Here is an 18377-nt window from a genome sequence, read left to right on the forward strand (position 1 = left end):
CACCATAAAATGGCATCTCATCGAATTCTGGTCGATTCTGGAAACTATTTTTCCAACAATGACAATTTGGGAGACAGGGCAATCTACCAAGTCATTTTTCAGCGCTTGCGGTATCTCTGGCCTGATTGTCAAATCCATTGGATAACTCGCAATGCTGCCTTGCTCAAGAAGGATTGTCCCGAGGTCATGGTATTGGAGCTGACCGAGGAACGCGCCCCCCTGTCACTGATCAGCCTCGATGCGAATTCACAGAACCCGGAAACCCAAGCATCCTCTGACACCGCGCGCATTGTGTCCGCCTTGATGGACTGCGACATGGTGATAGCGACGGGGGGCGGATATTTCAGTGATGATTTTTCCAACCAGGCAGAAGCCATTTTGCATACGCTGGAAGCGGGTATCCAGCTTGGCAAGCCGGCAATTATTCTGAGCTGTGGATTTGAACCTCTCAGCGTTCGCAGCCTTTCTCAGAAGATGGTGGGCGTATTTCCTCTTCTGAGTCTGGTCGTGTGCCGAGAATCCCAGCAAAGTCCGATGGTGGCGAGATCCCACGGTGTTCCAGAACAACGCTTGATCGTGGCCGCAGACGAGGCGATTGAACTGGCGTTTGACTTGCGCCCTTCCATGTTGGGCGAATCTCTGGGTATCAATGTCCGCCAAGCGGACTACGCTGGTGTTGATGCCAGTACCCTTTTGCGTCTGCGCGAAGGGTTGGGCCTTGCCATTGCACGCCTGGGTGTGCCCATTACCGGTGTGCCCATTTCGCTTTCCGGGCCTTCAGACCCTGACGCCATTGCCTCTCTCCTCCAGGGCATTGCAGGTATCCAATACGTCCCCAGCCTCGTCTCGACGCCGCAGGACGTGGTGCGGGAGATCGGTGCATGCCGAATGGTCATTACCGGCAGTTACCACGCAGCGGTGTTCGCGCTATCGCAAGGCGTTTCGGTGATCGCGCTGGTGGCGTCTCCGCACTACCGGTCGAAAATGCAAGGGCTTCAAGCCCAGTTTGGCGCCGCCTGCCGCATCGTATTTCTGGATCGGGAGAACACTGCTGCGCACCTGGCCACCGCCATACAGGATGTGTGGGGTGCAGCCGTGTCCGAACGGCCGCGATTGCTGGAAGCGGCGCGGCAGCAGGTCAGTGTGGGGCGGGCCGCCTACGCGCGATTGGCCGAGCTGATGGAGCGCGTTCCTGCCAACCAGCAAGACAGCGCGACGCCGCAATTGACTGACATTTCTACGCAAGCACCCATGAACAAAGACACTGCTGAAGTCTCTTTCTCTTTGTCTCCCGAAGAAATTGAGCAATTCCGGACACAGGGCTATGTGGGGCCGTTCACGGCATTCACGCCCCACGAAATGGAACAATTCCGCAAAACGGTGTCTGAGCGGGTGTTGCCGACACCTACGCCCTATTGCCCGTTTGGCCTGCGCGTGCGGCATCTCGACAGCGAGGCGGTCTATGCAATGTGCTCGGCTCCGGCCATTGTGGAGCGCATGGCTTCTCTCTATGGGCCGGATCTCGTTCTGTGGAATTCCAACCTGTTCAACAAGCCTCCTGCCCGGCCAGAACAGCAAGAGGAATACCCATGGCACCAGGATCACTACAACTGGAACATGGAACCCATCCTGAACATTTCAGCCTGGCTGGCGATTACGCCGGCAACGCTGGAAAATGGGTGTGTGGAAATCATCCCGGGTTCACACCGGCAGATCATCCCTCCGGCCGTCGATATCGATCCTGCCAAAAGCCTTCGGTTCGGAGGCATCGCTTCAGACCCGGCCTACGTGGACGAGACCAGCAAGTTGGCCATGGTGCTGGAACCCGGTCAGTTTTTTCTCTTCAACGAACGGCTGCTGCATCACTCCAACCCCAACCGGACTACGGAACACAGGCTTGGATTGGCTGTCAGAGTCACGGTCCCCATCGCAAAGGTCAGCGAACCTTTTCCCTGCGTCATGTTGCGGGGCGAAGACCGCATGGGCTTCAACCGGTACCTTCAAGCGCCCTTGGACGAACCCGATTCCCATTGGCTCGATTCATTGCCACCAGGGCAAGACTACCTCTTTGACCGCCCCATCCCTGGAAGGGGCTGGCATGTGCGCGAGGCCGAGGGGCAACGCCACTTCGCTTGGACAGGTCTGGAGCCCGAGGCGTGGATTGACTTCCGCCCCACGGCTGGCGGCGATCATTGGCTGCGGCTAGAGGTCATTCACATGCTGACGATGGCGGCCGTCAGCGAGCTTCAGTTGATGGTGAATGGGCAAGCGATTGCCCTCAGGCACGAACAGGTGGGTGATACGCTCGTCCTGGAGGCACACGTTCCCGACGCCATCTTGCGAAGCCGTACCGACCGGGTGCGGGTGGCACTCCTGGGTTCATCCCTGGTACGACCCTGCGATCTGAATCCGGAGAGCACGGACAAGCGCTCTCTTGGATTGGGAATTCACCGAATAGCGCTCATGCCCATTGATACACCCAAAGTGGCTCCTGAGGCGCCCAGCGCAACAAACCCTGTGCCGCCACCTGCAGCCTGGTATCGCAGGCTGCTTGGGTGAATTTGTCCGTGCCAAAGACCCGGCAACTCAGCGTGCCGCAAGTGCCTTGTACACCCCGCATCCCACATACAGATCGCCTGCGCGGCTGACATAAGACATCTTCGTCTGCACCACGCCTGTGGAGGGATTGGTGATGTCGTATTCCACCCATCCCGGCTCACGGTCCGCCTGGGAAACAATGTCACTCACGAGCCGGTCGCCCGCAATGCCGGGGATGTCCTGCACACGCGTCCCCACCTTGGCGGTGTTGCCCCCAAAGGCAAGGTAGGTACCTGCCGTGTCGAGCACAAACACGTACATATCCCGGTCGTGGTACGGCTGGTTCTTGTCAGTAACGCTGCGCAGGAACTGATCCCGCGAGCTGCTCTTGTGCAATGCCACGGCCTTGCCCACCAACACCACGGCCTCCTCGGCTGTGCCCTGCTGCAAACGGAATGCGGAGACCGCACGCGACAAGGTGGATGCGCGGTTTTCGAGGGCCTCGGCCTGTTGCACGGCATGGCCCACCATCTGGGCGTTGTGCTGGGTGATCTGGTCCAGTTGCTGCACCGCAGCACTTACCTCGCGCAGCCCCGTGCTTTGCTCGGCGCTCGATCCGGAGATCTCGCTCATGCTGGCCGCAACGCTGCGAATGCCCCCGGCCATGTCGGAGATGCCCTCCCCGGCTGACCGGATCAGGCCGGCACTGGTTTCGACCTGGCTGACTGAGGCACCAATCAACTCGCGGATTTCGTGCGCTGCGTCACTGGATCGTTTGGCCAGCGTGCGCACCTCTGCCGCCACCACGGCAAAACCACGGCCCTGCTCTCCTGCGCGCGCAGCCTCGACTGCAGCGTTCAAGGCAAGGATATTGGTCTGAAACGCAATGCTGTCGATCACGCCGATGATTTCGGTCATGCGGCGCGCGCCTTGCTGAATGGCTTCGACCGACTGCACAGCGCGCGCCATGGCCTGGGCGCCCACGTCGGCCGCGTCCCGCACCTGCGCGGCCCGTGCATCCGCACTGTGGGCGGTCTGGGCGTTGTTCTGCACCGCAGATGACAGTTGCTCCACACTGGCTGCGGTCTGCTCCAGGTTGGCGGCCTGTTGCTCGGTGCGGTCGGCCAGCGAGCGGTTGCCCTCGGCCAGGCTCTGCCCAGCATGGGCGACCAGCGCTGCATTGCTGCGGATATCGGCCACCATCGACGAAAGGGTGATCACCATGCGCTCAAGCGACTGCGCCATATCGCCCACCTCGTCTTGTCCGTAGTCTCGGCGGGGCTGCGCACGCAGATCTCCGACCTGGGTCAACTCAATGGTTTGTGCCAAGCCTGCGAGGTCTGTCGAAAGGCTGATGTAAAGCACCAACAGCGCATACGCCACGACGAACCCACCCAGCGCAAGCAACCACCAGGGCGCCCCAAACGCAGCAATGGCCAGCGCAGCCCCTACCAGGAGGCTCAGCGAGAGCAGCTTGCCAGGCAAATGCCACCTGCGCATCCACCAGAGCCCCGGACGCAGCGGTAGGAATCCTGACATCGTGTCTCCTCTTATCGTTCTTGCCAAATGGCACGAATCCTAGGTGCATGCACTTACGGCGGATTGACAGACCAAAAGGTGTATCGCCGCTGCGGGGGTTCCTGTCGGCCAACCCATGCAGGCCACACCCGCTCCAGCGCCGGACTGATCGGGGGACCATCGCCCATAATGGCGCCCCATGAATCCCCTGCTTTCCCATCTCCAGCCCTACCCTTTCGAGCGGCTGCGACAGCTCTTTGCGGGGGTCACGCCCCCGGCCGCCTTCAGCCCCATCAGTCTGGGCATGGGCGAGCCACGCCATCCTACACCGCAGTTCATCAAGGATGCACTCAGTAACAACCTCAGTGGACTGGCGAGCTACCCCGCCACGGCAGGTGAACTGGGGTTGCGCGAGGCCTTCACCCGCTGGCTGGATCTGCGGTATGCCATTGCGCTGGACCCAGCCACCCAGGTGCTGCCCGTGAATGGTTCACGCGAAGCGCTTTTCTCCTTTGCCCAGACCGTCATCGACCCTTCGCGGGGCCGACCACTGGTGGTCTGCCCCAATCCGTTCTACCAGATCTATGAAGGCGCAGCCCTGCTGGCGGGCGCCGAACCCTACTACGCGGCCAGCGATCCGGAACGCAACTTCGCCGTGGACTGGGACGCAGTGCCGGAGACGGTGTGGCAGCGGACCCAGTTGCTCTTCGTATGTTCGCCCGGCAACCCTACCGGCGCCGTCATGCCGCTGAGTGAGTGGAAGAAGCTGTTTGAACTGAGCGACCTCCATGGCTTTGTCATCGCTTCGGACGAGTGCTACAGCGAAATCTACTTCCGCGATGAACCACCGCTGGGGGGCCTGCAGGCTGCAGACCAGCTCGGCCGCAGCGACTACAAAAACCTGATCTCCTTCACCAGCCTCTCCAAACGCAGCAACGTTCCCGGCATGCGCAGCGGTTTTGTGGCAGGCGACGCTGCGTTGATCAAGTCCTTTCTGCTGTATCGCACGTACCACGGCAGCGCAATGAGCCCCATCGTGCAGGCAGCCAGCATTGCCGCGTGGGGTGATGAGCAGCATGTGGTGGAAAACCGCATGCGCTACCGCAAGAAGTTCGCCCAGGTCACCCCCCTGCTGGCGGGCGTGATGGAAGTCGCCCTTCCGGATGCCGGCTTCTACCTGTGGGCCAAGGTTCCCGACGCGCTGGGCATGGATGACGCCGAGTTCGCGCGAGCCCTTCTGGCTCAATACAATGTCACGGTGCTCCCTGGCAGCTACCTGGCCCGCGAGGCCCAGGGCAGCAACCCCGGTGCCCAACGCATTCGCATGGCCCTCGTGGCAGAAACCGAAGAATGCGCGGAAGCCGCGCTGCGCATCGTGCAATTCATCCAATCCCGTACTGCCTGACCGACAGACCTAGAGACTGACTGACAACAACATGACCCAACAACTGCAAACCCTTATCGACAACGCCTGGGACAACCGTGCCAGCCTCTCGCCCGCCGCCGCCCCCAAGGAGATCCAGGACGCTGTCGAGCATGTGATCGCCGAGCTGAACAACGGCACCCTGCGCGTGGCCACGCGCGAGGGCGTGGGCCAATGGACAGTGCACCAGTGGATCAAGAAGGCCGTGCTGCTGTCGTTCCGCCTCAAGGACAACGAAGTGGTCAAGGCCGGTGACCTGGGCTTCTACGACAAGGTGCAGACCAAGTTCGCCCACCTGACCGAAGAAGAAATGAAGGCCACTGGCGTGCGTGTGGTGCCACCCGCCGTGGCCCGCCGCGGCAGCTTCATCGCCAAAGGCGCTATCCTGATGCCGTCTTACGTGAACATCGGCGCCTATGTGGGCGAAGGCACCATGGTTGATACCTGGGCCACTGTGGGCTCGTGCGCACAGATCGGCTCCAACGTGCACCTCTCGGGTGGTGTGGGCATTGGCGGCGTGCTGGAGCCCCTGCAGGCCGGCCCCACCATCATTGAAGACAACTGCTTCATCGGGGCCCGCTCCGAAGTGGTCGAAGGCGTGGTCGTCGAAGAAAACTCGGTGCTGGGCATGGGCGTATACCTGGGCCAGAGCACCCCCATCTTCAACCGCGCCACAGGCGAAATCAGCTATGGCCGCGTGCCATCGGGTTCGGTGGTGGTCAGCGGAAACCTGCCCAAGACCGCCGCCAACGGCACGCCGTACAGCATGTACGCTGCCATCATTGTCAAGCAGGTGGACGCGCAGACCCGCTCCAAGACCAGCATCAACGACCTGCTGCGCGACTGACAGCGTACCCTGGGGGCAGGCCCTCCCGCCTGCCCGCCGACAGATACCGACAACAAGAGGGAAACACCATGAGCACGATGGAGCGGATTCTTCGCCTGATGAGCGAAAAAAAGGCATCAGACGTCTACCTGTCGGCCAATGCCCCGGCGCTGATCAAGATCAACGGCGAGTGCGTGCCGATCAACAACCAGATCCTGCCGCCCGACGCGCCGCGCAACCTGCTCTCCGAGGTGGTTCCCCCGGACCGCATTGAGGAGCTGGAAGAAACAGGCGAACTCAACATGGGGGTTCCGCTCAGTGGTGTGGGCCGCTTCCGTGTGAGCGCCATGCGCCAACGTGGCAGCTATGCGGTGGTGATCCGTTTCATCTCGCAGCAGATTCCCGAATTCGACTCCCTGGGCCTGCCGCCCGTGCTGCGCGAACTGATCCTCGAAAAACGTGGCCTGATCCTGATGGTCGGCGCCACGGGCTCGGGCAAGAGCACGTCGCTGGCGTCGATGATCGATACCCGCAACGAAGCGCTCACGGGCCACATCCTCACCATTGAAGACCCGGTCGAATACCAGTTCAGGAACAAGAAGTCCATCGTCAACCAGCGCGAAATTGGCAGCGACACGCAGTCGCTGCAAACAGCGCTGAAGAACGCGCTGCGCCAGGCGCCCGACGTGATCCTGATCGGCGAAATCCGCGACCGCGAAACCATGTCGGCCGCCATTGCCTACGCCCAGTCGGGTCACCTGTGCCTGGCCACGCTGCACGGCAACAACAGCTACCACGCGCTCAACCGGATCTTGTCGTTCTATCCCGTCGAAGTCCGCCCCACCATGTTGGGTGACCTGGCATCCGCCATGAAGGCCATCATCTCCCAGCGGCTGGTGCGCACCATCGACGGGAGCCGCGCACCTGCGGTGGAGGTCATGCTCAACACCAAGCTCGTTTCCGACCTGATCGAAAAAGGCGATTTCTCCGGCGTGAAGGAAGCCATGGAAAAATCCATGGCGGAAGGCTCGCAGACCTTTGAGGAAGCGCTGGCCCGACTCATCATGGATGCCAAGATCGACCGCAAGGAAGGTATGTCGTATGCCGATTCGCCCACCAACCTGATGTGGCGCCTGCAAAACGACTTCTCCCTGGCCGCCAACGCTGCCAAGGCCCAGAAGGAAGCGCGGGACACACCCGACGATGCACCTTCGTTCACCGAGATCGTGCTGGATGTCAAGCCCGCAGCGTGACTCCCTGAGTCGCCTTCGGCACCTCCCTCCCCCTTTTTTCGACGCCTCTGATGTCCCGCACCCTGCACCTCGCCGAACAGCTCATCTCCCTGCCCTCCATCACCCCGGAGGATGCGGGTTGCCTCGACCTGCTGGCGGCGCGACTGGTGCCACTGGGTTTTGTGTGTGAACGGCTGGACAGTGGCCCGGCAGACTTCCGGGTCAGCAATTTATGGGCAAAAAGGCCCGTAGCGCTTGATGGAAAAGCGCAAATAGCTATCAAAAACATAGTATTTGCAGGACACACCGATGTGGTCCCCACGGGCCCCCTGACCCAATGGAGCAGCGACCCGTTCATCCCCACCCACAAAGACGGCAAGCTCTATGGCCGGGGCGCCAGCGACATGAAAACCTCCATCGCTGCCTTCGTCGTGGCCGTGGAGGAGTTTTTGGCGGCCACGCCCGATCCGCAGATCGAGCTGGCCTTCCTTCTGACCAGTGACGAGGAAGGACCCTCGGTGGATGGCACCAAGGTCGTGATCGAGCAGCTCAAGGCACGCGGCGAAAAGCTCGACTACTGCATCGTGGGGGAACCCACCTCTGTCGAAAAAACCGGCGACATGATCAAGAACGGACGGCGCGGCACGCTCAGCGGCAAGCTCACCGTGCGCGGCATCCAGGGGCACATCGCCTACCCGCAACTGGCGCGCAACCCCATCCACCAGGCCCTGCCCGCCTTGGCGGAGTTGGCGGCTACCGTGTGGGACCAAGGCAACGCGTTTTTCCCGCCCACCAGTTGGCAGATCAGCAACATACATGGCGGTACCGGCGCCACCAATGTGATTCCAGGCGATGTGGTGGTGGACTTCAACTTCCGCTTCTCCACCGAATCCACGGCGGAAGGCCTGCAGCAGCGTGTACACGCATTGCTGGACCGCCATAGTCTCGAATACGACCTGCGCTGGACGCTGGGCGGGCAACCCTTCCTGACCACCCCGGGCGAGCTGGTCACTGCCGTGCAGCAGGCCATCACGGCAGAGACCGGTCTGACCACCGAACTCTCTACCACCGGCGGAACCAGCGACGGCCGCTTCATCGCCCAGGTGTGCCCCCAGGTGATTGAGCTCGGCCCCCCCAACGCCAGCATCCACAAGATTGATGAGCACATCGTCGTGGCCGACATCGAACCGCTCAAGAACATCTACCGCCGCACGCTAGAGAACCTGCAGGCCCAGGCCCTTGCATTGGGCAAGGTGTCGGCATGAGCGTGCAGCAGCAACCCCTCATTCCGGCGGGCAATACCGTGGGTGCCCTGGTGGAATCCGGTGCGCAATGCCTGGTGGCAGCAGGCGTCTCCTTCGGCCACGGCACAACCAACGCGCACGATGAAGCCGCCTGGCTCGTCTTGTGGCGCCTGGGCCTGCCGCTGGACAGTGACCTGTCGGACGCCCCTGATTCCATCAAAAATCAGCCCGTAGCGCCCGCCGATCAAGCGCGAGTAGCTATACTTTTTGAAGAGCGTATCCGCACCCGCAAACCCGCCGCCTACCTCACGCAGGAGGCCTGGCTGCAAGGCGTGCCCTTTTACGTCGATGAGCGCGCCATTGTCCCGCGCAGCTTCATCGCAGAGTTGCTGGTCGATGGTGGTGCGGACGAGTACCTGAGCGACCACACCCACCGGGTGTTGGACCTTTGCACCGGCAACGGCAGCCTGGCCGTGCTGGCGGCCATGGCCTGGCCGGAGGTTCAGGTGACGGGCGCTGACATTTCAGCCGATGCGCTGGCCGTGGCACGCATCAATGTGGACAGACACAGCCTGCAAGACCGCATCCAGCTGCAACTCTCCGATGGTCTCACTGCACTGCCGGGGCCCTGGGATCTGATCCTGTGCAATCCGCCCTACGTGAACGCGGCCAGCATGGCAGCGTTGCCCGCCGAATACCGCGCAGAACCCGAGCTGGCCCTGGCCGGTGGCAACGATGGCATGGACTTCGTGCGCCAGCTGTTCGCTGCGGCTCCGGCCTGCATGAGCGAAGATGCGGTGATCATTCTGGAGATCGGCAACGAGCGCGCCTACTTCGAAGCCGCGTTCCCCCAACTGCCTGTTTTCTGGCTCGATACCAGCGCTGGCGAAGACCAGGTTTTACTGGTGACCCGGCAGGCTTTGACCGCCCAATCCCGGCTCACGGCACAATAGAGGGTTGCGCGCCACCGCCTTTTGCATCGGTTGCACCGTTTGCAACGGCCCTGGCCCCCTGCTTTTTCATGCCACCCGCCCAGCGCGGGTGCGCTTTTTTCTGAGCTCCGGATGATCACCCTTAAGAACGTTACCTTGCGACGCGGCGCCAAAGTCGTGCTCGACAGCGTTTCCGCCACCATCAACCCTGGCGAAAACGTTGGACTTGTGGGCCGCAATGGCGCGGGCAAGTCCAGCCTGTTCGCCTTGCTCAGCGGCAAGCTGCACGAAGACGGGGGGGATTTCTACATCCCCACCAGCTGGCGCATGGCCGAGGTTGCGCAGAACATGCCCGAAACCGACCAGCCAGCCACCGAGTTTGTGCTGGAGGGAGACACGCGCCTGGCCGAGGTGCAACGCCAACTGGTAGAAGCCGAGGCCAGCGATGACGGCATGGCCATTGCCCACGCCTATTCAGACCTGCACGATGCCGGCGCGCACGATGCAGTCGCACGCGCACAGGCGCTGATCCTGGGCCTGGGCTTTCGGGTCAGCGAGCTGGACCAGCCGGTCAACAGCTTCTCTGGCGGCTGGCGCATGCGCCTGCAGCTGGCACGCGCGCTGATGTGCCCCAGCGACCTGCTGCTGCTGGATGAACCCACCAATCACTTGGACTTAGATGCCCTGGTCTGGCTCGAAGCCTGGCTCAAGCGTTACGCAGGCACCATGATCGTGATCAGCCATGACCGCGAATTTCTCGATGCCATCACCAACGTCACCCTGCAGATCCAGCAAGGCGAATTGAACCGCTACGGCGGCAACTACAGCAAATTCGAAGAATTGCGCGCGCAGCAACTTGAACTGCAACAGGCCAGCTTCTCCAAGCAGCAGGAGAAGATGGCCCACCTGCAGAAGTTCATCGACCGCTTCAAGGCCAAGGCCAGCAAGGCCAAGCAGGCGCAAAGCCGCGTCAAGCAGCTCGAACGCATGGAGAAGATTGGACCGGTGCTGGCCGAGGCCGACTTCACGTTCGAATTCAAGGAACCCGCCAACCTGCCCAACCCGATGCTGGCCATCAGCGATGCATCGTTCGGCTATGTGGACGACGAAGGCACGCCCACCACCATCCTCACGGGCGTCAACCGCTCGGTGCTGGCCGGCCAGCGCATCGGCATCCTGGGGGCCAACGGCCAGGGCAAGTCCACCCTGGTCAAAACCATCGCCCGCACCATGAAAGCCCTGGGCGGCAGCGTGACCGAGGGCAAGGGACTGAACATCGGCTACTTTGCGCAGCAGGAACTCGACGTGCTGCGTCCTGCAGAAAATCCGCTGGAGCACATGATCCGCCTCGCCAAGGAGCTAGGCCCCGACCTCAAACAGCCGAGCCGCGAACAGGACCTGCGCAGCTATCTGGGCACGTTCAATTTCACGGGCGACATGGTCAAGCAGGCCGTGGGCACCATGAGCGGTGGCGAAAAGGCCCGCCTGGTGTTGGCCATGATCGTCTGGCAGCGCCCCAACCTGCTGCTGCTCGACGAGCCTACCAACCACTTGGATCTGGCCACCCGCGAGGCGTTGGCCATGGCGCTCAACGACTTCGACGGCACCGTCATGCTGGTCAGCCACGACCGCTCGCTGCTGCGCTCGGTCTGCGAGGACTTCTGGATGGTGGGACGAGGTGTTGTAGGCCCCTTCGATGGCGATCTGGACGACTACCAGCGCTACCTGCTCGAAGAGTCCAAGCGCCTGCGCGAAGAGGCACGCCTGGCCGAGCAGGCACAGACCTCGGTGGCGAGTTCTGCGCCTCCATTGGCCGCTGCACCGTCACCTACTGCCAATCCAGCCCCTGTCGCCGCACCGGTGCCTGCGCCAGCTCCGGCCGCATTACCGTCGCGGGATGGACGAGAGCAGCGCAAGCTCGATGCCCAGGCGCGCCAACAGCAGGCGGAAGTAACCCGGCCCCTCAAAAAAGAGCTGGAACACATCGACAAGCGCCTGATTGCCTTGGCGGCTGAGCGCACCGCTTTGGAGCACAAGCTCACCCAAGCCCTTGCCCCTGCCGAGATCGCAGAATGTGGCCGCGCCCTCAAGGCGGGAAATGACGAGACGGCCCAACTGGAGGAGCGGTGGCTGGAAATTTCTTCTGCACTGGAAGAAATTTCGGCGTCGGTTGCGGGATAAAAATGTAATTCGATGTAATTGAAAGGGCCACATTTTGTGGCCCTTTCGCTTATGCAGAAACAATTTTATGCTTCTTTTTTGATAGCAAACTACATTCTCAATGTGCGGGCACTTGCGGTTGCATTTTTTTGCGAAGCGCTGTCAACGGACTGTGGATTGACCGCGTTGTTGGTACATCACAGGAGTTTTTCAGCATGAATACCACCGCAATCTTGTCCGCTTGGCCCGAAGACGAACGCGATCGCAAGCGCGCTCCAGCCCGCTTCTGAAGGCGTGGCAGCCAATTCTCGAAATTCGTAGGCCAACCCAATGCCCGCCACCAAAGTGAAGCACAAAACGTACCAAGGCACGGTATGTGTTTCCACCGAATGGCCCATTTCATAGGCCCATCGAAGCAAGATACCCGGCAGCCCCTTCCCTCTTGCTCCTTTCAACAAAAAACCCCGCAATGCGGGGTTTTTGTTTTTCTGAAGCCTCAGGGCATCAACCCATGTGCAGACCGCCGTTGACCGAGAAATCGGCACCGGTCGCGTAGCCACCTTCTTCCGAAGCCAGCCACGCAATGATCGAAGCGATTTCGCTGGGTTCACCCAGGCGCTTGACAGGAACAGTGGCCACGATCTTTTCGAGCACGTCAGGACGGATCGCCTTGACCATGTCAGTGCCGATGTAGCCAGGGCTCACCGTATTGACCGTCACACCCTTCGTGGCCAGTTCTTGTGCCAGGGCCATCGAGAAGCCATGCATACCGGCCTTGGCTGCCGAGTAGTTGGTCTGGCCCGCCTGGCCCTTTTCGCCATTCACCGAGCTGATGTTGACGATGCGGCCCCAGCCCTTTTCCACCATGTCGGCCACGACCTGCTTGGTGACGTTGAACATGCTGTTGAGGTTGGTTTCAATCACTGCATCCCAGTCTTCGCGCGACATCTTGAGGAACATGCGATCACGGGTGATGCCAGCATTGTTCACCAGCACGTCGATGGTGCCGTGCTCGGCCTTGGTCTTGCCGAAAGCCTCCACCGTGGAGTCCCAATCGCCCACATTGCCCACCGACGCATAGAAGGTGTAGCCCAGGGCTTTTTGCTCCGCCAGCCATTTGGCATGGTCACGGGTAGGGCCACAACCTGCGATGACCTTGAAGCCCTCCTTGTGCAGGCGCTGGCAAATGGCAGTCCCGATGCCGCCCATGCCGCCGGTGACGTATGCAACTTTCTGGCTCATGTGATTTCTCCTTGTTGGTGATTTGCTCAGCAGCCACTCTACCGAAGAAATTCACCACTGCCGTGAAGGAAAACACTGAAGCCCTTTTCTTTTTGGCATATCGCCATGCACCGCACACCTGACGTACCAGGCCCCTTTTCCAATCACGGTTTTGGTGCAGGCTGCAGCCTGCAGTTCATCGGAAAGAAAAGAGAAACATCTTGCGACAACGTTCTCCCCTGAAGTTGGGGCTGCCGCCAGCAGGAACAAAAAAGCCGCGTCGCAACGCGGCTTTGATTTTGGCCTTGCACCCGAGAAACAGCTAAACCACAGGTGCGAAAAGGCGCGTGTTAACGCTCCAAGGCCAGTGACACACCCATGCCGCCACCAATACACAGCGCCGCCAGACCCTTCTTGGCATCGCGGCGCTGCATTTCGTGCAACAGCGTCACCAAGATACGGCAACCCGAGGCGCCGATGGGGTGACCGATGGCGATGGCACCACCATTCACATTGACCTTGGCCGGATCAATCGCCAGCTCCTTGTTCACGGCGCAGGCTTGCGCAGCAAAGGCTTCATTCAGTTCGAAAAGATCCACATCGGCAGCGTTCCAGCCCGCGCGTTGCAAGGCCTTGCGCGATGCGGGCACGGGGCCCATGCCCATGGTGGCGGGGTCCAGGCCGCTGGTGCCAAAGGCTGCGATGCGGGCCAGAGGCTTGAGGCCCAGGGCGGCAGCCTTCTTCGCGCTCATCACCACCACGGCGGCTGCGCCATCGTTCAGGCCCGATGCGTTGCCAGCAGTCACGCTGCCCGCCTTGTCAAACGCGGGACGCAGGCCTGCCAGCGCTTCAGCGTTGGTCTTGCGGTTCAGGTATTCATCCGCGTTGAACAGGATGGGGTCGCCCTTCTTCTGCGCCAGGCTCACACCCACGATTTCATCCACGAACTTACCGGCGTCTTGCGCGGCGGCGGCCTTTTGCTGGCTGCCCAATGCCAGGGCGTCCTGCATTTCGCGCGTGATGCCATGGGCCTTGGCCACGTTTTCAGCCGTGATGCCCATGTGGTACTGGTTGTACACGTCCCACAGGCCGTCCACGATCATGGTGTCGATCAGCTTCCAGTCGCCCATGCGCTGGCCGTCACGCGAGCCTGGCAGCACGTGCGGTGCCAGGCTCATGCTTTCCTGGCCACCGGCCACCACAATCTCGCTGTCGCCCCAGGCCACAGCCTGGGCGGCGAGCATCACGGCCTTGAGGCCGGAGCCGCACACTGCGTTGATCGTGAGCGCCGGGGTTTCCTTGGCCACACCGGCCTTCATCGAGGCCTGGCGTGCAGGGTTCTGGCCCACGCCAGCCGCCAGCACCTGGCCCATGATGACCTCACCAATCTGGTCGGACGAGAGGCCCGCGCGCGCGATGGCTTCGCGGATCACGATGGCGCCCAGTTCGGTCGCAGGCGTCTTGGCCAGCGCACCACCAAACTTGCCCACAGCGGTGCGGGCGGCCGAAACGATGACGATGTCTTCCATGGAATGTCCTTGTGGTTGGAGGTTGTTGGTTGCTTGGTAATTCTCGCAGTGCTGAAAGTCAGGACTTTTGCGTATCAGGATTTCTGCTTCACATAGCTGCCAGGTGCGGGCTCAATGGCCTTGAATTTGGTGCCCTTGCCATAGCCCTTGGGCGCTGCAATCTGCTTGCCTGCATGGCCTTTGAGCCAGCCGGCCCAGTCGGTCCACCAGCTGCCGGAGTGTTCGGTGGCGCCGTCCAGCCATTGGTCGAGCGTGGCGGGCAGCTTGCCATCGGCGCGGATCCAGTGGCTGCGCTTGCCTTTGGCGGGTGGGTTGATGACGCCCGCGATGTGGCCCGAGGCCCCCATCACAAAACGCTTCTTGCCGGGCAGCACCTGGGTGGAGGCATAGGCGGCATTGATGGGCACGATGTGGTCCTCGCGCGAGCCGTAGATGTAGACGGGCAGCGTGAGGTTGCCAAGGTCCATCTTCTCGCCGCACACCGTGAGCTTGCCGGGTTTTACCAGGCTGTTTTCCAGGTAGAAATTGCGCAGGTACCACGCATAGAACGGGCCCGGCAGGTTGGTGCTGTCGCTGTTCCAGTACAGCAGGTCGAAAGGGGGTGGCGTTTCGCCCTTGAGGTAGTTGCCCACCACGTAGTTCCACACCAGGTCATTGGGCCGCAGAAAGCTGAAGGTCGAGGCCAGGTCCTGCCCCTTCATGAGGCCGCCTTTGCCCATCTGCATCTCTCGGAACTTCACGAAAGCCTCGTCGATGAACACGTCGAGGATGCCGGTGTCGGTGAAGTCGATCAGCGTGGTCAAGAACGTTGCGCTGGCCACGGGCTCATCGCCACGCGCTGCCAGCACGGCCAGCGCATTGCTCAGAATGGTGCCGCCCACGCAAAAGCCCAGCGCGTTGATCTGATCGGCGCCCGTGATGTTCTGCACCACGTCGATGGCGGCCATGGCGCCGTCTTCCACGTAATCGTCCCAGGTCTTGTGGGCCAGGCTGTCGTCGGGGTTTCGCCAGCTCACCACAAAGGTGCGGTGGCCCTGGTCGACGGCGTAGCGAATCAGCGAGTTCTCGGGCTGCAGGTCGAGGATGTAGAACTTGTTGATGCACGGCGGCACCAGCAGAAACGGGCGCTCGTAGACCTTGGCGGTGAGAGGCTTGTATTCGAGCAGCTGGAACAATTCGTTCTCGAACACCACGGCACCTTCGGTGGTGGCCACGTTGCGGCCCACCTCGAACAGGCTTTCGTCGGTCATCGACACGTGGCCCTGGGTGATGTCGTGCAGCAGGTTCTGCATGCCCTTGGCAATGCTTTCGCCCTTGGTCTCGATGGCTTTCTTCTGCGCTTCGGCGTTGAAGGCCAGGAAGTTGCTGGGTGCCATGGCGGCCATCCACTGCTCCACGCCAAAGCGGATGCGGGCCTTGGTTTTTTCATCGGACTCCACCGCATCGGCCAGGCCCATGAGGGTGCGGGCATTGAGCAGGTAGGCTGCGGCCGAGAACGCGGCAACGGGGTTGCTGGCCCAGCCCTCACCGGAGAAGCGGCGGTCCTTGACTTCAGGAGCGCCCTGCAGGCCCTGGGCCCAGAGTTCCTGCGCATCTTTCAGATACTGCTGCTGCAGGGACTGCAGCTTGGTGAGCGAAAATTTCAGGGGTGGTGCTGCAGGTACCTGGGTACCCATGTCCAGCTTCTGGAACGACTGCAGCGCCTGCGACCAGCTTTGCCCGAAAATCTTCTGGAACTGCTCGGCGCTCTCGGCCCAGGGTGATTCAGAATTCATGCTCTTTCCTCAGTGATTGGTCGCTCGCAGCGGCAAAGCTTCTGGTTTTTTATCTCTCGGGTTCATTGTTGCCGAGCCCTTTGCACATGGCAACGGATTCAACCCTTCCAGTGAACACAAACCAATGTACCTCATCGTCATCGCCTGGACGTACGTCACCCTCATGATGGCGGTGGCCGAAGCCACCAGCCCCAACGGCACGGTGCTGGGCGCCGTGATCACCTTTGCGCTGTATGGCCTGCTGCCCATGGGCATTCTGGTGTACATCCTTGGCACACCTTCACGCAAGCGGGCAATCAAGGCACGTGAGGCTGCGGAACAAGCGGCCTACGATGCCGGGCAGGCCGCCGCTGCTGCCGCAACCAGCCCTGAATTACTTGGTTCAGCTGCGCCAGATGCAGGCGGCGAAGCGCCCGCTACCGCCGAGGGCAGCGCTGTCGCGGCGGTGCGAAAAGAACCGTGAGGCGTTGGTCACGGTGCACCAGGATGATGTGCCGTCGTTGCCATGGATGTGGGTGATTCCCAGGGCCTGCAGCCGCAGCCGTGCCAGTCCGGCCAGGTCGCACAGGTATTTGCCCCAGACATCGCCGCTCGGCATAAAACACGTCTCTGAAGCCGGATTCGCCTCGCAAAATGCTGCGCGCACTTCGGGCCCCACTTCGAAGGCCTGGGGGCCAATGCAGGGCCCCAGCCAGACCAGCATGTCCTGGGCGAGCGTTGGGGAAAGATTGATTGCTCCATTTTTGGTAGCACCCAGCGCTTTCCCATCCAGCGCCAGAGCCTCAAAACGCTTGAAAACTGCTTCCAGCACACCCTGCCCGCCCACTCCTGCAAGCCCGCGCCACCCTGCATGCGCTGCCGCCACCATCTGGCCCGAGCGGTGGGCCCACAGCACCGGCAGGCAGTCGGCCACCATGATGGTGCAGGCCACTCCGGGCGCAGTGGCCACGCAGGCATCGGCGTCGATGCCGTCAGGCGTGCTGCCATCCAGGTGCACCACGCCATCGCCGTGCACCTGGTTCAGAAACACTGGCCGTGCGCTCGTCGGCGCAGTGCCCACCGTGGATTGCAGCCGCAGGCGGTTGGTGTGTACCGCAGCGGGGTTGTCCCCCACATGGGTACCCAGGTTCAGGCTGTCATAGGGCGGCAGGCTCACTCCACCCGCACGGGTGGTGCACAGTGCGCGCACGCCCGGGGGTACGGGCCAGTCGGGCACCAGGCAATCGGCCGCAGCCAAAGGGCCTTCGTGGGGGCTCAAGCTTCGTGGTCCGGGCAAGCGGAAGGCTGCGCCTTCTGGAAGGCGGGCAGCGCCATGCAGGCGTCGAATGCGCCCATCGTGAGTGGCAAGCCCTCCAGGTTCACGTTGAAGCGCCGGCCATTGAAGATCTGCGGCACGAGGCAGCAATCGGCCAGCGTGGGGGTGTCGCCCCAGCACAGCACAGAAGGGGCCAGGCCCTGGGCCGCACGCGCTTGTGCCAGCAGCGCCAGCTGGCGCTCAAAGGCCTCGAGCCCGTTGCGCACCCAGTGGCGGTACCACGCGTTCTTGGCGTCTTCCTCCACCTTCAGCTCACGCACCAGGTACTTGAGCACACGCGGATTGTTCAGGGGATGGATCTCGCACGCCACCATCTGGGCCAGCGCACGCACACGCGCACGCGCCAGCGGGGTCGGGGGCAGCAGGGCTGGCGCGGGATGGGTTTCTTCCAGGTACTCGATGATGGCCATCGACTGCGACAGCGCCGCGCCGTCGTCCGTCACCATCAAGGGCACCAGCGCATCGCCGACGCGGCTTGCGTATTCGGGGGCATGGTGCTCGCCCTTGAGGAGGTGCACGGGGATGTAGTCATAAGACAGGCCCTTGATCTGCAGCGCAATGCGCACGCGGAACGAGGCGGAAGAACGGAAGTAGTTGTAGAGCTGCATGCAAGAAATCCGTTGTTGAATGGAAGGGTCAAAAACGTGGCGGGCGGGGCACCGCA

At 61.8% G+C, this 18377-nt stretch carries 15 protein-coding genes; 8 read left to right on the forward strand and 7 right to left on the reverse strand.

Features of this window, described 5'->3' with window-relative positions:
- Positions 1-9: 9 nt before the first annotated feature.
- Positions 10-2559, forward strand: coding sequence for a phytanoyl-CoA dioxygenase family protein (locus ARADN35_RS0103215; protein ID WP_081474559.1), 2550 nt, complete (start codon positions 10-12; stop codon positions 2557-2559).
- A gap of 27 nt (positions 2560-2586) precedes the next feature.
- On the opposite strand, the gene ARADN35_RS0103220 is transcribed toward ARADN35_RS0103215, so the two are convergent.
- Entirely contained in the window at positions 2587-4077 is a 1491-nt protein-coding gene (locus ARADN35_RS0103220) for a methyl-accepting chemotaxis protein (protein WP_029413095.1), read from the reverse strand.
- Positions 4078-4255: 178 nt separating this feature from the next.
- Here ARADN35_RS0103220 and dapC point away from each other — a divergent pair, with 178 nt between their 5' ends.
- From dapC to ARADN35_RS0103250, 6 genes are all read left to right on the forward strand, one after another.
- Positions 4256-5461 carry a succinyldiaminopimelate transaminase gene (dapC, locus tag ARADN35_RS0103225; RefSeq protein WP_010458908.1) on the forward strand — a complete coding sequence of 402 codons (1206 nt, stop codon included), beginning with the start codon at positions 4256-4258 and terminating at the stop codon, positions 5459-5461.
- Positions 5462-5492: 31 nt separating this feature from the next.
- Positions 5493-6326 carry a 2,3,4,5-tetrahydropyridine-2,6-dicarboxylate N-succinyltransferase gene (dapD, locus tag ARADN35_RS0103230; protein WP_010458910.1) on the forward strand — a complete coding sequence of 278 codons (834 nt, stop codon included), beginning with the start codon at positions 5493-5495 and terminating at the stop codon, positions 6324-6326.
- Positions 6327-6394: 68 nt separating this feature from the next.
- Entirely contained in the window at positions 6395-7558 is a 1164-nt protein-coding gene (locus ARADN35_RS0103235; RefSeq protein WP_010458912.1) for a PilT/PilU family type 4a pilus ATPase, read from the forward strand.
- Between the two features lie 50 nt (positions 7559-7608).
- Positions 7609-8802, forward strand: coding sequence for a succinyl-diaminopimelate desuccinylase (dapE, locus tag ARADN35_RS0103240; protein WP_010458914.1), 1194 nt, complete (start codon positions 7609-7611; stop codon positions 8800-8802).
- Entirely contained in the window at positions 8799-9734 is a 936-nt protein-coding gene (prmB, locus tag ARADN35_RS0103245) for a 50S ribosomal protein L3 N(5)-glutamine methyltransferase (protein ID WP_010458916.1), read from the forward strand. The genes dapE and prmB overlap by 4 nt, the downstream gene beginning before the upstream one ends.
- Before the next feature lie 111 nt (positions 9735-9845).
- Positions 9846-11894: an ABC-F family ATP-binding cassette domain-containing protein gene (locus ARADN35_RS0103250; protein ID WP_029413097.1), complete on the forward strand. Its 2049-nt coding sequence runs from the start codon at positions 9846-9848 to the stop codon at positions 11892-11894.
- A gap of 176 nt (positions 11895-12070) precedes the next feature.
- Here ARADN35_RS0103250 and ARADN35_RS27780 read toward each other — a convergent pair whose 3' ends face one another.
- The 4 genes from ARADN35_RS27780 to ARADN35_RS0103265 form a co-directional block, all read right to left on the reverse strand.
- Positions 12071-12271, reverse strand: coding sequence for a hypothetical protein (locus ARADN35_RS27780; protein ID WP_139019160.1), 201 nt, complete (start codon positions 12269-12271; stop codon positions 12071-12073).
- A gap of 106 nt (positions 12272-12377) precedes the next feature.
- Positions 12378-13115: an acetoacetyl-CoA reductase gene (gene phbB / locus ARADN35_RS0103255; RefSeq protein WP_010458920.1), complete on the reverse strand. Its 738-nt coding sequence runs from the start codon at positions 13113-13115 to the stop codon at positions 12378-12380.
- A gap of 329 nt (positions 13116-13444) precedes the next feature.
- Positions 13445-14623: an acetyl-CoA C-acetyltransferase gene (locus ARADN35_RS0103260; protein WP_010458922.1), complete on the reverse strand. Its 1179-nt coding sequence runs from the start codon at positions 14621-14623 to the stop codon at positions 13445-13447.
- A gap of 74 nt (positions 14624-14697) precedes the next feature.
- Positions 14698-16398 carry a PHA/PHB synthase family protein gene (locus tag ARADN35_RS0103265; protein ID WP_010458924.1) on the reverse strand — a complete coding sequence of 567 codons (1701 nt, stop codon included), beginning with the start codon at positions 16396-16398 and terminating at the stop codon, positions 14698-14700.
- 124 nt (positions 16399-16522) lie between these two features.
- Here ARADN35_RS0103265 and ARADN35_RS0103270 point away from each other — a divergent pair, with 124 nt between their 5' ends.
- Positions 16523-16861 carry a hypothetical protein gene (locus ARADN35_RS0103270; protein ID WP_010458925.1) on the forward strand — a complete coding sequence of 113 codons (339 nt, stop codon included), beginning with the start codon at positions 16523-16525 and terminating at the stop codon, positions 16859-16861.
- On the opposite strand, the gene ARADN35_RS0103275 is transcribed toward ARADN35_RS0103270, so the two are convergent.
- A complete protein-coding gene (locus ARADN35_RS0103275) occupies positions 16781-17656 on the reverse strand; it encodes a purine nucleoside phosphorylase YfiH/LACC1 family protein (protein WP_010458927.1) in 876 nt (291 codons plus the stop codon). The two genes, ARADN35_RS0103270 and ARADN35_RS0103275, sit on opposite strands and share 81 nt — an antisense overlap.
- Positions 17653-18321: a maleylacetoacetate isomerase gene (gene maiA / locus ARADN35_RS0103280; protein WP_010458928.1), complete on the reverse strand. Its 669-nt coding sequence runs from the start codon at positions 18319-18321 to the stop codon at positions 17653-17655. Before maiA ends, ARADN35_RS0103275 begins: the two co-directional genes overlap by 4 nt.
- Positions 18322-18377: the final 56 nt, after the last annotated feature.

It is taken from the genome of Acidovorax radicis N35 (assembly GCF_000204195.1).
In the GTDB taxonomy this organism is placed as follows: Bacteria; Pseudomonadota; Gammaproteobacteria; order Burkholderiales; family Burkholderiaceae_C; genus Acidovorax; species Acidovorax radicis.

Excerpts from the sequence above, each read along its gene's own strand:
- ARADN35_RS0103270 (WP_010458925.1), top strand. The coding sequence starts at position 16,523 with ATGTACCTCATCGTCATCGCCTGGACGTACGTCACCCTCATGATGGCG.
- dapC (WP_010458908.1), top strand. The coding sequence starts at position 4,256 with ATGAATCCCCTGCTTTCCCATCTCCAGCCCTACCCTTTCGAGCGGCTG.
- ARADN35_RS0103260 (WP_010458922.1), bottom strand. The coding sequence starts at position 14,623 with ATGGAAGACATCGTCATCGTTTCGGCCGCCCGCACCGCTGTGGGCAAG.
- maiA (WP_010458928.1), bottom strand. The coding sequence starts at position 18,321 with ATGCAGCTCTACAACTACTTCCGTTCTTCCGCCTCGTTCCGCGTGCGC.
- dapE (WP_010458914.1), top strand. The coding sequence starts at position 7,609 with ATGTCCCGCACCCTGCACCTCGCCGAACAGCTCATCTCCCTGCCCTCC.
- dapD (WP_010458910.1), top strand. The coding sequence starts at position 5,493 with ATGACCCAACAACTGCAAACCCTTATCGACAACGCCTGGGACAACCGT.
- ARADN35_RS0103215 (WP_081474559.1), top strand. The coding sequence starts at position 10 with ATGGCATCTCATCGAATTCTGGTCGATTCTGGAAACTATTTTTCCAAC.
- ARADN35_RS0103265 (WP_010458924.1), bottom strand. The coding sequence starts at position 16,398 with ATGAATTCTGAATCACCCTGGGCCGAGAGCGCCGAGCAGTTCCAGAAG.
- ARADN35_RS0103220 (WP_029413095.1), bottom strand. The coding sequence starts at position 4,077 with ATGTCAGGATTCCTACCGCTGCGTCCGGGGCTCTGGTGGATGCGCAGG.
- ARADN35_RS0103250 (WP_029413097.1), top strand. The coding sequence starts at position 9,846 with ATGATCACCCTTAAGAACGTTACCTTGCGACGCGGCGCCAAAGTCGTG.
- ARADN35_RS0103235 (WP_010458912.1), top strand. The coding sequence starts at position 6,395 with ATGAGCACGATGGAGCGGATTCTTCGCCTGATGAGCGAAAAAAAGGCA.
- prmB (WP_010458916.1), top strand. The coding sequence starts at position 8,799 with ATGAGCGTGCAGCAGCAACCCCTCATTCCGGCGGGCAATACCGTGGGT.
- ARADN35_RS27780 (WP_139019160.1), bottom strand. The coding sequence starts at position 12,271 with ATGGGCCATTCGGTGGAAACACATACCGTGCCTTGGTACGTTTTGTGC.
- phbB (WP_010458920.1), bottom strand. The coding sequence starts at position 13,115 with ATGAGCCAGAAAGTTGCATACGTCACCGGCGGCATGGGCGGCATCGGG.